This window comes from Streptomyces sp. NPDC060027 (assembly GCF_042737005.1).
Classification (GTDB): Bacteria; Actinomycetota; Actinomycetes; order Streptomycetales; family Streptomycetaceae; genus Streptomyces.
Window position 1 is genome coordinate 1 of record NZ_JBHWVI010000012.1, and the last position, 13,384, is coordinate 13,384.

Genomic DNA, 13,384 nt, shown 5'->3' on the forward strand with positions numbered 1-13,384 from the left:
GGGCCCACAGCGTTCTGCCACACAGCCGGTCGGAAGACGAGCCTGGGTCGAGGGTGGGCGGGACCCCTCCCGTGGCCGTCGGCTCGAAGCTCTCTGGCGGGCCGACAGCCACTTCCCGGAACAGGCGGCGCGGTGCGGCCGTGGTGGGGAACCGTGACCGGTGGCAGGGGCGGCAGGAGTCGAACCTGCGGCATCCGGTTTTGGAGACCGGCGCTCTGGCCTCTGAGCTACGCCCCTTCGATGGGTGTCATCTTGGCATGGCCGACAGGGCGATCTCCAAGGGATTTCGCTCGCCCGGAACAGGCGCGGGACACCGATCATCCGCGGGGACGGCGCGAGTCAGCTCGTGGGAGCCGGAGCGGGCCCTCCTGTTCCCGCCGGGCCTCCCGCAGCGGGGGCCTCGCCGTCATCGCCGTGATCACCTCTCGCTACCCGGCCGGCACCGTCCTGCTCGCCCGCGGCGTCGTCGGCGAGTGTGTCCACCGCTGCCGGTTCGTCGGCCTGGGCACCGCCGCCGTCGCGGTCGGCCTCCTCGCCCTGACCTGACCCCGCGCCTCACACCAAAAGGAGCACCGCATGTTCATCCAGCCCTGGGACGCGAGCCTGGACGAAGCCGAATGGCAGACGTGGATCGCCGAAGGCCACGACTTCGGCCAGCTCAGCGTCAACGGCCTGCCGGGCCACCCTCCCGTCGTCGTCCCCACCCACTTCACCGGCGACGGACGCCACCTCCTCGTCCATCTCGCCCGCCCCAACCCCGTTTGGAAGGCGATCGAGAACGACCCGCACGTCCTCCTCACCGTGATCGGCGACTACGCCTTCATCCCCGGCCCGTGGCGCGCCAAGCCGGACACCCCGCCCACCGACGGCGTCCCCACCAGCTATTACACGGCCGTCCAGTTCACCTGTCGCGCACACATCGTCGACGACCCCGAGGTCAAGGCCGATCTGCTGCGCCGCCAGCTCGCCCATTTCCAGCCCGCCGGCGACCACGCCGACGTCGCTGTCGACCAGCCGCCGTACGGCCGGATGCTGCCCGGCATCCGCGGCCTGCGTCTGGAGGTCACCGGCGTAGTGGCCAAGTTCAAGTACGACGACCAGAAGCCCGTCGAGCACCGCACCGATGTCGCCGACCGCCTCGGCACACGCGGCCAGGGCCTCGACGTTCCCACCGCTCGCCAACAGCTCCGCCGCCTGGACCGCATGGGCCCCTGGACGCCCTGACAAACCGCCCTCCCGTACGCCCGGGTTCCGTCGGGCCGGTCAGCGGTGTCCGGCCCGTTTTCCCCGTCGTCGTGGACGGATCGGACCCTCAACTGTCCTGGAAGCGGCGGGCCGCAGCCACCAGTTCGGCGGGCAGGGCGGGACCCACACACGCGTGGTCGATCAGCAGGGCCCGGTACGGGTCGTCCGGCAGATGCGGCGCCAGTTCGATGAGTTCACCCAGCTTGCGCCACGTACCCGCTCGCACGACCGTCAGGACCGCCCACAAGGAGTCGGCGTCCTCCCTCCGGCTGCCTGAACCCGGATTCGGCCCCCGCACGCTGCTTCAAGTTTCCGCGCGGCGACGCATGTTGGGGCCGAAGGGGTTTATCCGGCCTCGCCCGCTGCCAGAATCGACAGGGGTTGCACAGAGGGGCAGGGGGGCCTGTGTCGCTGTCGGGCAAGTACCTCGCGCTGGACAGCGCGTCCGTCGTCACGGCGCTCGGTGGACTGCTGGTCGCGATGATCGCGGCGGCGGTGGCGCTGTGGCAGGTGAAGCGCGTCCAGAGCCTGGAGCGGGAGAAGATCCAGCTCGAAACGGCCGCCCAGATGCGGCTGAAGGAGCAGGAGTGGCAGCACGAAAGGCAAGTGACGGCGCGTGAGCGTCGCAGGGCCGCCCGTGAGGCCGAGCAGGAGCGAGAACGGGCCGCCGAGCGGGTGGCAGCCCACCGCAGCACCCTGGAAGCGGGGGCGGCGGCGTACTGCGGACGCCTGGTCCAGGAGCTGTCGACGCTGCGGATCCTGGACATGTCGCGGCCGCTGCGACTGGAGCGGTTGTATGTGCAGGTGGGGGTGCAGGAGCAGCAGCCGTTGCGGTTCCTGTCCGCCGACGAGGTGGAACGACAGGCCCGCCGTACGGACGGCGAGCGCCGCACCTGGCGTACGGAGGCGGAGCGCGCGGAGGCCAGGGCCGCGGCCGAGAGCCACGCCACCGTCCACACCTACGCACCGGTCGACGCCCTCCAGCGCTACCGGCGCATCGTGGTGGTCGGCGACCCGGGCGCCGGAAAGACGACGATGCTGCGGCATCTGGCGCTGCGGATGGCCACCCAGTCGGAGCACGAGTCGCTGCCCGTGCTCCCGGCGTACGTCGAGCTGTTCAGGTTTGTCGAGAGCGGTCACGAGTCGCTGCTCGACCACCTCGCGGAGCACTGGGCCGACCACTACGGCTTCGAGAACGCCCGTGACTACATCGTGGAGAAGCTCACCGACGGCAGCGCCGCCCTGCTGCTCGACGGGCTGGACGAAGTGCTGGGAGGCGAGAGCGCACGCGAGGCGGAGAGTGCCTACCACCGGGTGACGGCCGAACTCACCCGTCTGGCAACGCGGTTCCCCCGTGCGCCGATCGCCACGACCTGCCGCCGACAGGGCTGGCGGGGCGGACTGTCCCAGTTCCAGGTGCTGGAGGCGCTGGACTTCGAATGGCCGCAGATCGAGACCTTCGTCGCCAACTGGTTCGGCGCCGGCGACCGACGACGGGCCGGTCTCGTCCGCGCTCTCTCGGCGAACGGTCGCCTCCAGACCCTCGCCGCCAACCCGCTGTTGCTCAGTCTGATCGCGATCGTCTACGAGCGTGATCTCGAACTCCCCGAACGCCGCGCGGCGTTGTACCAGCGCTGCGTGGAGGTGCTGCTGCGCGAGTGGGACGCACACCGCAAGATCTCGCGGTACAGCCGCTTCACCACCGACCGCAAACAGGACCTGCTGAAGGAGATCGCCCGCCACTACCACCAGCGGGGCCTGCGCTACTTCCCCGAGGACGACCTCCTCGACCAGATCGCCCGCTTCCTGCCCACCATCGATCTGGCCCCCGAGGACAGCCGGGCCATCCTCGACGAGATCGCGGCCCAGTACGGCCTGCTCAAACCGCAGGCGCACGGCTGGTACGGCTTCCTGCACCTCACCCTCCAGGAGCACTTCACCGCCGCTGCCCTGCTGGAGCGGGGTGCGGATGGTATCCAGCAGGCGGTGCGGGCGCGCTACGACCCGTGGTGGGAAGAGGTGATCCTGCTGCTGGCGGGGTCCCTGCCGGACGCGTCGCCGCTGTTGTCGGGCTTGCTGCAACTGGAGCCGGACCGGCCACGCACGGACGCCGCCGGCCTCCTCGACCTACCCGACGACGACCTCTTCCACACGGACCTGCTGCTCGCTGCGCGCTGTCTGACGGGCAGCCCGCGGGTGGCCGATGTGGCCCTGCGCCGGGAGATCGTCGCCTCCGTCTGGCACCTGCTGGACGGATCCCGGTACCCGGACGAGCAGCGCCGGGCGGCCGAGGCCCTGGTCGGGGTGGCGCGATCGGACGCGCAACTGGACGAGATCGTCGCGTACATCTGCGAGGAGCAGAGGGACAGCGAGGCCCGGCTCGCGCTGATCCAGGCGCTGGAGGCGCACGGCGGACGGCGGGTGGGCGAGCGGTTGCTGGGCGTCTTCGGGCTGGGCGGCGTCAACTCCTTCTATCTGCGGGAGGCGTTGATCACCGCGCTCGGCACGCTGCGCGTGGAGGCCGCGGTACCGGCGCTGCGCGCGGAGCTGGAGCGGAGGCTGACCGCCCTGGCCGGCGCGCCCGCACGCGACAACTGGTCGGCTGCCAAGGACATCGCCATGATCATGCGTGCACTGGGTCAGGCGGGCGCCCCCGCCGAGGTCTTCCTGCACGCCCTGGAAAGCCGTACGGGCTCCCCGTGGTTCTCGACGATCGCGGCGGCGGCGCGGGACGCACTCAAGAACACCCGGGAGCCCGGCACGGCCGAACGGCTGCTGGAGCTCCTCCTGCGACCGCTCGACAACGAGGATGTGGCCGGGGCCTATCTGGACGCGGCGGGCGAGGCCGGGGTACGGACGCTGCTGGACCGGTTCCGGTCCATGGGGAGTGCCGGTGCGCTGCTGACGGCGGTCCGGGACCACATCGCCGAGAGTCACGGCCGCGCGCCGCGCGACGCGCTCCTCGCCCTCGTCCGGGACCACACGGTGACGGCCCAGGCCCGCTGCCTCGCGCTGGAATGCCTGGACGAGAGCCCCGGAGACCCCGGCGAGCTCGACACGTTCGTCACCCATCCCGACACGAGCGTACGGGTGGCGGCCGCGGCGACGCTGGCGGCGTGGGGGGCGCCGGTGGGCCTCGACGTCATCCGTACGGCGATCGTGGACGGCAGCGTGGTGCTCCTGGACCGCTGGAACATCGAGGAGGAGGGGGACGAATCCGTCTCGACTCCGCACCGCCTCGTCTCCGTCCTGGTGCCGTACGGCGTCACGGGGATCGTGGAGGACCTTCGGGCCAGAGCCGGGCTGTCGGGTCGCGACGGGGTGAAGGCGCGCGACTGGCTGTACGCCTTCTCCCCCGAGGACGAGGTGGACGACTGCCTGTACCGGCTGAGCAGCGGCGAGCATCTGGGGCGGTACGAGATCCCGGATCACGTTCCGCCGTCCCGGACCAAGACGGTCTTCCAGTACTTCCAGAGCACCCCGAGCGCGGGCTTCGGCTCCCTGCGCAACGACTACGAGAAGCTTCTGACCGTCGCCGCTGCCGCCGCCGAAGGCGCCGAATCGGTGGCCTGGCTGGTCCGCTTCCTGCCCGGCGGCGACCTCAGCAGTATGTACTTCCCGCAGGCTCACCACCACGCCTACGAAGCGAGCCGCCGCGCCCGCGTGCGGGTCCTGCGAGACGGCACCGTCCGGCCCATCGGGCGCCAAGGCGGCGGGTGAGCGGAGCCGACAGAAAAAGACCCCGCCCCGATAACTCGGGACAGGGTCTTCACAGAGCGCCGGGCAGGCCTTGCACCTGCATTTCCCCGCAGGAAGCGGGACGTCTTTCCTTGGACCACCGACGCACACGAACTGGCTCGACTGTCCGCCGACCAGCTCAAGATCGAGAATATCAGACGACTGCGCCGACCCTGCCGCAAGTCCCAGGAAGTCTTGAGTTCTGGTGGTCGTCGCAACTCCCCCGCTGAGCGGGGCTCATGAAACACGATCATCGGGGCCCCTCACGTGGAACCACGAGGGCACCAGGCACACTCTGCGTGTTGTAGTCCCCTTCACAAAGGATGAGCCACACATGATTACCCTCACCAAGGAAGACGGCCCGGCCGACCTGGACGGAGTGACCCACCTGTCCATCGGGGTTTCCTGGGATCCCACCGCCGGCAGCAGCGGCGGGGTACTGGGCAAGTTGCGCCGCAAGACCGGCACCGACCTCGACCTGATCGCCGTCGCCATGCAGGGCGGGGATCCGGTGCGCCTCGCCGGGCTCGACTCACTCGACCCCATGGGCAACGGCTCACTGGTACACAGCGGCGACAACCAGACCGGCCACGGGGACGGGGACGATGAGACGGTGACCGTCGAGTTCGCCCGCATACCGCCCAACATCACGTCGATCGTGTTCGTAGCGGCCGCGTACAAGAAGGGCAGCTCCTTCCAGAAGGCGCGCAACATCAGCTTCAAGGTGTACGACGCCACCGGGGGCAACTCTCAGCAGGTCGCCGACATCTGGCCGAGCTTGCTCACTCAGGACAACGGCTGCGCCGTGGCCAAGGCCATGCGGGTGGGCGGCAGTTGGAAACTCGAAGTGATCAATGTGACGGGAAAGGTCAAGCAGGGCGACGAACACGCCCTGATGCGTTTCGCCGTCAGCAAGTAACACCTACCTGCGAACGCCACCCCAGTGGTGTCCGGGACCTGTGGTGATGGCCCGGCCGTCGGCTGTCGGCGGCTGTGCAACACCGGCGGCTGCCGAGAACGTCCGCGTTCCTGTTGCTGCGGTACGACGAAAGGCGGCTAACGGCGGTCGGCCCTACGTCGGCGACGGGTTGTTCACGGCAGGGTTGATCACGGCAGGGTCGGTCATGGGCGCGGTGGCCGTGGGCGGGCGGTCGGTCGGTCGGTCGGTGATCTGATGTGGCACGGGTGACGACACGAAGCGCCGAGCGCACGGCGGTCGGCCAAGCCCTGGACGACCTCACCGACCACCCTCCGCTGCCCGCGGATGCCGAGCGCATCGCCAACGCGCAACTGGACGGTGAGGTGAGATCGAGCCGAGCCACACCCTCGAAGTGACGGCTTGGTGCCGCCGGGGGGCGACGGGGACGGTCAAAATCGTAGAACCTCGACGCCCCGCTGTTCCAGGGGCGGCACGACGGCGTTCAGGAACTCGGCCCTGTCCGCCGCTCCTCCGCCGACCACAGCGGCCGGAATGATCATCGGCCGCTCCTCCGCGGCTATGTGCACGCCCTCGGTGGAGAAGACGACGATCTGGGTCACCTGATCCCAGCGGATCGTCCTGATGCTGCGCCGGGCCGTGCCGACCACGCCGTGGTCGTAGACGTAGACCGCCATCCGGGCCCGCACCAGCCCACGCACCGCCCGAATCAGGCCGATCAGCACGCCGGCGATCAGGGCTATGAGCAGCCCACGGAAGATCTGGACCCAGCCGGCATCCTCGAACTGGGACAGGATCAGGCCGGTCACGGCCAGGCCGGCCGCCGAACCGACGGCGAGCGCGATGCCACGCAGGGACTCGCCTGCCCCGCCGGGCTCCCGCCGGGCCAGCCGCAACACCCCGAGGCCGGCAGCGGCCGAGCGAACGCGGTCCATCTCGAGCGCCGGCTGCCAGGTCGTCGGCTCGCTCCCGGCCGACTGCGGTGCGTGCGGCAACACGGTATGTCCTGCTTGGTTGTTCGGATCCTGCTCTGCCATGAGCGTCCTCTCGAATATCGGGATCGCGATCAGCGGTGGACGCGAAAGTTCGGGTGCTCCGCCCCCCGTGCAGCACGGAGCTTGGACGGTGTCCTATGTGGTGAGTTCGAGGAGTCGCCGGCCCGCCTCGGCCTCGCAGCAGCCATCTGCGGCGACAAGAAACGGGGCGAGCGGCTACGGCCTCACCAGGCCTCACCGGTCCGGGATGCCGGACCTGGCTGTGGTGGCGGATGACGCTCATCGACACAGTCGTCGACCAGACGCCCGTCCGTCTGTGGGCGACGCCTCGAAGCTCTCCGCAGTCCTGTGCGGCTGCCCGGACTTCCGGCAGAGGCCGCTGTGTGCCCCCGCGATCGAGGGCAGGGCCGAAGCGCGGCCTCTCGGAGGGCATCTGGCGACTTCCCGCTCCGGTGCCCTGTCCCGAACCGGGGCACTGGGGCGGGCGGTCAGCCGGCTGTCGCAGGCAATGGGCCCTGTTGAGAACGCACAACCGACCTCGGCCGGACGGACCGGGCGGAGCGGCTCCGCCGTCAGCCGTTGGTCGTAGTGGTGATGTCGACGATGTGGTTGTAGCGCTCCAGCAGCACGAAGAGCTTGGTCTTCTGCGTCGTCTCCCCGCTGCCGAAGGTCAGGGTGACGATCACCTCATGGCCCATACCCACGGCGCCGTTGTCGGTCACCGTCCACCGCGCCGGGACGTTCTGGGCACGCAGGACTCCGTCCACCCCGTTCGTCTCCTCCCAGGCCGCCAGCCGCTCGGCGAAGTCGGGCGCCAGGTAGTGCTTGCGGAGCGCCGTGGCCAGCGTGGCGTCCGGGTCCGCGTAGTCGCCCTTCGCGTCGATGTACGCGCCGTAGAAGTCGGCGACCCGGGTCACCGCCTGGCCGGTCGTACCGCTGGCCGACTTCGTTGCGGCGGCGGACACCTTCGCGGGGGAATGGACGGCGGCCTGTGCCGACACCTGTGTCGACACACCGAGTCCGACAGCCAGGACGAGGCCGGCGGCGGCGACCGCGAGGCGGCCCGAACCACGGTGTGCGGGGGTGTTCCTGCTCATGTGCGTGTTCCTTCTCTGGTCCGAAATGGGGTTGCTCTCGGCTGCTCCGGCTTTGGTGCCGAAGAAGCCTGCCGCCGTGTCGCCACCTTGTCCGCGTCCGATTCAAGGACAGGACGGCCCGACCGCTCGATCGGTCAGGGGCCAGCCAGGTTTCCTCGCGCCGGGACCGTTGTGTGGCGGCGGGTCCCGCGGGCTGTCGACACGCCGCTGCCGGAGCGGTCGTTCCGCCTCGGCCGGTGCGACACCCAGAGCTTCGAGGACGCCGGGGCTCCGCGACAACAGCTACCGCCACACCTGCAACGGTGGAACCATCCCACCCCTGTTGAACTGCGGAAACAGGGAGTGCCTGGGATGCCATCCCGGGATGCGGAAACGGCTCGTGCCGGCCGGCCGACCCCATGGCGAACCTGTGGACACCCGTGCAGACTCTCCTGACCCTGCCGCCGGTGGTCGTACTGGGTCGCGACCCCGTCAAGCCGATCATGGCGAGCTTCGACAGGTCGGCCCTGAGCACTCGAGCGTCACCGACAGCGGGCCTGCCCTGATCAACTGATGCTGTGTCATGGGCTTCCCTGGAAGCTATGATCCGAAGCCGACCTGCGGAGAGTCCGAACGGGGGCTCTCAGGGGTGCGAAGCGACCGGAGCAGTCAGGGTGCCACGCGGGCAGGCCCGGGTCGCCCGCGGCGGCTCCCTCAGCAAATGGGGAACACATGATTCTCATCATTTCCATGGTGGTCGCGTTTGCGGCCGCGTTCGCGGTGTGTCTGGTCGTTTTGCGGCGCAGGGGCGGCTCGGGGGAACCTGGGGCGCTGGAGCGTGGAGCGGCGGGGCACGGTCTCGCACAAGGGCTCAGCACCGCGAACTCCAAGAGTCAGAACGCGGGGCCCTGATCCTGAGCTTCAGCCTCAGGTAGCCACCAACGGCTCCACAACATGCCCCAAGGAACCCCATACGGGGAATCCTCTGAAACCGTCGTGGCAGTGATGTCACCGTGGGTTCAAATCCCACACCCACCGCGGGTGAACGGCCCCTGACCAGCACCATCGGTCGGGGGCCTGCGTCATGGCCGGTGCCTGCTGGCGACCAGCTTCGCGAGATTGGTCAGCGACGGCCATTCCGGCCGCTACGAGGCCCGGAAAGCGCATGCCGGATCAGATTGCTTCTATCTGCCAGGCAATCATGCCGGTCGATCCCTTGGCCCCGTCGACATCGATGTGTATCGACCTGTGCATCGTGATCCGTTGCTGGACGCGTTGCTGGACCACTGACTGATCACACGGCACCTTGGTCTCTGTGCCGACGCTCGCCGGTACGAAGGTCAACTGGGCGCTGCCGCTGCCGAAGCAAACTACGTTGAGCCGATAAGTCTTGCCCTCGCTGAGGGTGGGCTCAGTATGGATTCCGTCGGCTACCCGCTCGACTCCCGTCTCGACCATCTTCCCGCTGCGGACAGCGGCCAGGGCCGCCTGGGCCTGCTCGGTGAACTTCTTCTCGGACGATGCGTTTGCCGTTCGAGACTCGCTCGGCACGGACGTCGACGGCGGAGCACTGGCGGCCTCCCCCTCACCACTGCCGGACGTGCACGAGGCAAGCAGGAATGCCGACGCCGCCACGGCGCACGCGGCAAGGTAGGCCCGGGGATTCGAATAGGTCATGCCGAAGTCTCCCAGTACTTCCATCCGGTCTCCGACGTCGGCAACGGGCCCCGCCCGCGTACGCGGGCGGGGCATACCTCGGGCGGGGGCAGCAGTGTCATGGATGAGAGGTGTGTGCTGTGACGTCGTGAACGGCGTCAGGGGCGAGGGTTTCCGAAGAGCTGGCGCCCGGGCTGACGGGAGAGATCAGGCGGCGTTCTCGGTCGGTGAGTTGGGGTCCGGCAAGCGGGGACAGGAGGGGGCCGACCACTGCGGCGCATAGGACGTCCGGCCTCATCAGCCGGGTGGCGCTCTTGCGCATGGTGGTGACGTCCGTGACAGCGTTCGCCATGAATGGCGACCCGGTGGCCGTCAGGGACAGGCGCCTGCTGAAGGAGCTCGCCAGCCGGTCGGCCCGGCTGGGGGTCTGGCCGTGGGCGCTCGTGTAGTGGATGTCCTGAGCGGTGGCCAGAGCCCAGGCTGCCTGGACCGGACCGGCTGTGGCACGTTGTATCCGCCGGGCCAGGCCTGGTGAGCGGACGTCACCGGCCCTCTCGACCTCTGTTCGCAGCACGAGTGCGCCTCGCGCGGCGACGCTCATGCCCTGTCCGTAGACGGGGTTGTAGGTCACCACGGAGTCGCCGAGTGCGACGAACCCATCGGGCCAGGATCGGGCCTTTTCGAAGTAGTGGCGGCGGTTGCGGGAGCTGTGGTTGACCGCCACGTCGCTGACCGCTTCGACGTTGTGCAGGAGCTGTCCGATCAGTGGGTGGCGCAGCCCGAGTGCGAAACGTACGAAGGCGTCGGGGTCCCGGCTCGGTCCGTGTCCCTTGATGCCGGCGAGGCTGGCGATCCACAGCCCATTCTCGATCGGGGCCAGCGCGGCGGACTGGCCGTTTCCGGCACGCGGATCGGCCATGACGTTGAAGACGGGGATCTTCTCGGCACCTTCGGGGGCGCGGAAGATGCGGCTGGCGTAGGTGAGTCCGGTGTCCAGGGACCGTTCGGGAATGCCGTTGATTCCCAGCTTGTCCAGCCACGTTGTTGCCCGCGATGCCCGGCCGGAAGCATCGATGACGATGTCGGCCGGCAGTTCCTGCGACCGGCCGCTGTCCTGTCCGCGGGAGGGGGCGTGCTGGACTCCCATGACCTGCTTGTCGTTGCCCAGCAGGCCGGTGACCTTCCGGCCGCCCAGTAGCCTGACCGTGCTGTTCTTGAGGACGTGGTTGCGCACCACCCGGTCGAGGAGGTCGCGGCTGGCGGTCATGAGGAAGTGGTGGCTCGGCTTCCATCGCCGGTACCAGCCCTCGGGCGAGAGAGCGACCATGTCTGTGGTGAGTGTGTGCCGGTGCGCGCCCGCGCCGGTCCAGTCGTCGAGGATGCCGGGGATCAGACGGTCCGCGGCGTCGGCTCCGCCAGCCATGAGGATGTGGATGTGCCGTGCCTGGGGCAGGCCTGTGCGGGGAGCAGGTGTATCCGGCAGGTCGTCCGGTTCGATGATGACGGCTTCGTCCACGAAGCCGCTGACGGCCTGAGCGGCGAGCATGCCGGCCATTCCTCCGCCCACGATGACGGCGGTGCGCATGCGGTGTCCTTTCGTCGGTCATCCCTGAGCGGAGGGCGCAGATGTGTGTCTGAGCGCGTCCGCTGTGGGGCGGGGGTGGCGCAGGGCCCGGGACAGGTCTGCCAGAGCGTGACCGGAGTCCCGGGTGGAGGTCAGCTGGTAGGTGCCGTCGGCGTTGACGGGGGGTGCCTCTTGGTCGTGTGCGCGGATGGCGTCCATCACAACCTCCGCCTCGGCCAGTACCGCTGCCTGGTCCGGTTCCGCTCCCTGCGCGAGTGCCTGCGCGTGGGCGGACCGGTGTACTTGTTCGTCGAAGTGGGGGTTCAGACGCAGCAGGGCGTCGTGCACGTTGGTGAGTCGGAGGATGAGCCGTTCCTCGGGGAACTCCCACCAGTGCCTGAGGGGTTGGACGGGGGTGGCGATGTTCCGCAGGGCCCGCCACAGTGGGCCGAGGGTGCGGTAGCTGATGAGGGCGTCCCATTGCCCGGCCACGCGAGGCAGGGTGAAGCCCGCGGCCACCAGTGCGGCGGCGGCGCTGACCAGGACGGGGGCCACTGATGTGGAGAAGAAGTCGAGGTCGTGGCCAAACCAGCGGGCAGCGACAGAGGTGTATTTCGACGCCTGGAACCCGAGGTCGAACCAGCTGCCGACGATGATGAGGGACAGGCCCACACGTAGCGGGCCAGTGACGTCGCGTCGCCAGGTCAGACACAGCCGCATCATGATCAGGATGGCGACGCTGTGGGAGGCCAGGTACAGCAGGATCATCTCGCTGATGTACGGGGTGGTCGCGTAGTACGGGTCGAATTCCCTGGTGCGTTCAACCGGCGCGTCGCCCAGAACGAACAGGACAATGACCAGCGCGGTGCACACCCCGTAGAAGACCAGGCAGCGGCGCCACGCCCGGCGCAGTCTCTCGGGCTCACCGCCTCTCCAGGCGATCACCAGCTGGAGGCAGGCACCGGAGAACAGGGTGTTCATCGCGTAGACAAGAGGCGCTGAGAAGTTGGTTATGCCGGTGAGCGTGTTGACTTCCTTGATGACGCGCGGGTGGGCGTGGAAGAGAGTCAGGGCACCGAGGACGAGGACGGGGTAGCCGGACCGGATGACGGGAACGCGCCACTTTCTGCGGACCGGCAGGTGGACCAGGAAGGCAAGGCATAAGCCGACTATGGGAATCAGGTAAAGGGATGTGGCATTCATGAGTACGGCGCTCCTGGCCTTGGATGGGCAGATCGAACGTGCCCGTCGCAGCAACGTGGCTGAGGCAGGTCACGGCTCATGCCGTGGCAGTTGACTGCCTATCTGGCGCGGAGACCGAGAGATTCTCCGATGCGCTTGGCGATCTCACTGGCAGGGGCCTCGTCGGCCGCCTGGGCCAGCCAGGGGCTGAGGTTGTTGACCAGTTCGAGCCCGAACTTCTCGGCTTCGCGTTCCGCTTGTTCCCGGAAGTGCGTGCGCGCGGCCAGTTTGGCGATAGCCGGCGCGAGCTCGCTGTCCTCGCCGAAGAGGCGTGCGGCCGTGACCTGGTCGCCGTCGTGGGCGCCGCAGTCCTCTTCCAGCATGTGCCAGATCTCGTGTCCGACGATCAGGACCTGGTGCCAGGGTGCTGCTCGACGGTCCACGGCGATGACGTCGTGTGTGGCCAACTCCATCCACAGTCCGGAAGCTGTCTGTGGCGGAAAGATCTCTTTACGGAGGACGACCTGGCGGCCCCGCCTGACCGCGGCAAGCCGAATGAGCTCCTCCAGCAGCACATCGGTGGGTAGCGGTCTAGGCAGGTCCAGGCAATCGAGGCCGGCGGCGAAACTCCGGGCCAGTGACCGCATCGCCTTCGATCTGCGCCTACTCACCGTTCTCCCCCGTGAGACATCCTTCGCCACCCGCCGAACCTGAGAGATCCGCAGGTCAGGTCGCATACTGTGCCGGGGATCTCACGGATGCTCACCAGCGGGTGCGGGTGGTGCGGCGACTGTCGAGCGAAGCGTGAGGTTGTGGTCGGTGGGCACCCCGGCGCAATCCGATCCTGATGCACCATCAACCGCACTGTCAACGATTGACGACAGTCCGTATCAGACAGCGTGATGGACTTCGGAGAATGCCACGATCGGCGTCATGGCGTGAACTCAGTAGACGGGCGGGCGGCCCGTTTCTCCGGCGATGTCCGCCAAAT

General features: G+C 68.7%; 12 protein-coding genes and 1 tRNA gene. 5 read left to right on the forward strand and 8 right to left on the reverse strand.

The window, feature by feature from the left end:
• Positions 1-161: 161 nt before the first annotated feature.
• A tRNA-Trp gene (locus ACFWBT_RS05000) sits at positions 162-237 on the reverse strand.
• 177 nt (positions 238-414) lie between these two features.
• Between ACFWBT_RS05000 and ACFWBT_RS05005 the strand changes: the two genes are divergently transcribed.
• Positions 415-546 (forward strand): hypothetical protein, encoded by a 132-nt coding sequence (locus ACFWBT_RS05005; protein WP_385696008.1) that lies wholly within the window; start codon positions 415-417, stop codon positions 544-546.
• A 30-nt stretch (positions 547-576) separates the two neighbouring features.
• Entirely contained in the window at positions 577-1,224 is a 648-nt protein-coding gene (locus ACFWBT_RS05010; RefSeq protein WP_385696010.1) for an FMN-binding negative transcriptional regulator, read from the forward strand.
• A gap of 88 nt (positions 1,225-1,312) precedes the next feature.
• Here the strand turns inward: ACFWBT_RS05010 and ACFWBT_RS05015 are convergent, their stop codons facing one another.
• Entirely contained in the window at positions 1,313-1,471 is a 159-nt protein-coding gene (locus tag ACFWBT_RS05015; RefSeq protein WP_385696012.1) for a hypothetical protein, read from the reverse strand.
• A gap of 179 nt (positions 1,472-1,650) precedes the next feature.
• Between ACFWBT_RS05015 and ACFWBT_RS05020 the strand changes: the two genes are divergently transcribed.
• The 3 genes from ACFWBT_RS05020 to ACFWBT_RS05030 all read left to right on the forward strand — a co-directional run bounded on the left by ACFWBT_RS05020 (position 1,651) and on the right by ACFWBT_RS05030 (position 6,318).
• Positions 1,651-4,965 (forward strand): NACHT domain-containing protein, encoded by a 3,315-nt coding sequence (locus ACFWBT_RS05020; protein WP_385696015.1) that lies wholly within the window; start codon positions 1,651-1,653, stop codon positions 4,963-4,965.
• A gap of 352 nt (positions 4,966-5,317) precedes the next feature.
• Entirely contained in the window at positions 5,318-5,902 is a 585-nt protein-coding gene (locus ACFWBT_RS05025) for a TerD family protein (RefSeq protein WP_385696017.1), read from the forward strand.
• A gap of 266 nt (positions 5,903-6,168) precedes the next feature.
• Entirely contained in the window at positions 6,169-6,318 is a 150-nt protein-coding gene (locus ACFWBT_RS05030; RefSeq protein ID WP_385696020.1) for a hypothetical protein, read from the forward strand.
• A 33-nt stretch (positions 6,319-6,351) separates the two neighbouring features.
• Here ACFWBT_RS05030 and ACFWBT_RS05035 read toward each other — a convergent pair whose 3' ends face one another.
• The 6 genes from ACFWBT_RS05035 to ACFWBT_RS05060 form a co-directional block, all read right to left on the reverse strand.
• Positions 6,352-6,957, reverse strand: a complete 606-nt coding sequence (locus ACFWBT_RS05035) for a hypothetical protein (protein WP_385696023.1) — start codon at positions 6,955-6,957, stop codon at positions 6,352-6,354.
• A 530-nt stretch (positions 6,958-7,487) separates the two neighbouring features.
• Positions 7,488-8,012 (reverse strand): hypothetical protein, encoded by a 525-nt coding sequence (locus ACFWBT_RS05040; RefSeq protein ID WP_385696026.1) that lies wholly within the window; start codon positions 8,010-8,012, stop codon positions 7,488-7,490.
• Positions 8,013-9,164: 1,152 nt separating this feature from the next.
• Positions 9,165-9,668: a hypothetical protein gene (locus ACFWBT_RS05045; protein ID WP_385696028.1), complete on the reverse strand. Its 504-nt coding sequence runs from the start codon at positions 9,666-9,668 to the stop codon at positions 9,165-9,167.
• 97 nt (positions 9,669-9,765) lie between these two features.
• Positions 9,766-11,232, reverse strand: coding sequence for an NAD(P)/FAD-dependent oxidoreductase (locus ACFWBT_RS05050; RefSeq protein ID WP_385696031.1), 1,467 nt, complete (start codon positions 11,230-11,232; stop codon positions 9,766-9,768).
• Positions 11,233-11,250: 18 nt separating this feature from the next.
• Positions 11,251-12,414 (reverse strand): MAB_1171c family putative transporter, encoded by a 1,164-nt coding sequence (locus ACFWBT_RS05055; RefSeq protein WP_385696034.1) that lies wholly within the window; start codon positions 12,412-12,414, stop codon positions 11,251-11,253.
• Between the two features lie 98 nt (positions 12,415-12,512).
• Positions 12,513-12,866, reverse strand: a complete 354-nt coding sequence (locus ACFWBT_RS05060) for a hypothetical protein (protein ID WP_385696037.1) — start codon at positions 12,864-12,866, stop codon at positions 12,513-12,515.
• Between the last annotated feature and the right edge of the window lie 518 nt (positions 12,867-13,384).

Excerpts from the sequence above, each read along its gene's own strand:
- ACFWBT_RS05010 (WP_385696010.1), top strand. The coding sequence starts at position 577 with ATGTTCATCCAGCCCTGGGACGCGAGCCTGGACGAAGCCGAATGGCAG.
- ACFWBT_RS05025 (WP_385696017.1), top strand. The coding sequence starts at position 5,318 with ATGATTACCCTCACCAAGGAAGACGGCCCGGCCGACCTGGACGGAGTG.
- ACFWBT_RS05035 (WP_385696023.1), bottom strand. The coding sequence starts at position 6,957 with ATGGCAGAGCAGGATCCGAACAACCAAGCAGGACATACCGTGTTGCCG.
- ACFWBT_RS05040 (WP_385696026.1), bottom strand. The coding sequence starts at position 8,012 with ATGAGCAGGAACACCCCCGCACACCGTGGTTCGGGCCGCCTCGCGGTC.
- ACFWBT_RS05045 (WP_385696028.1), bottom strand. The coding sequence starts at position 9,668 with ATGACCTATTCGAATCCCCGGGCCTACCTTGCCGCGTGCGCCGTGGCG.
- ACFWBT_RS05050 (WP_385696031.1), bottom strand. The coding sequence starts at position 11,232 with ATGCGCACCGCCGTCATCGTGGGCGGAGGAATGGCCGGCATGCTCGCC.
- ACFWBT_RS05055 (WP_385696034.1), bottom strand. The coding sequence starts at position 12,414 with ATGAATGCCACATCCCTTTACCTGATTCCCATAGTCGGCTTATGCCTT.
- ACFWBT_RS05060 (WP_385696037.1), bottom strand. The coding sequence starts at position 12,866 with ATGGAGTTGGCCACACACGACGTCATCGCCGTGGACCGTCGAGCAGCA.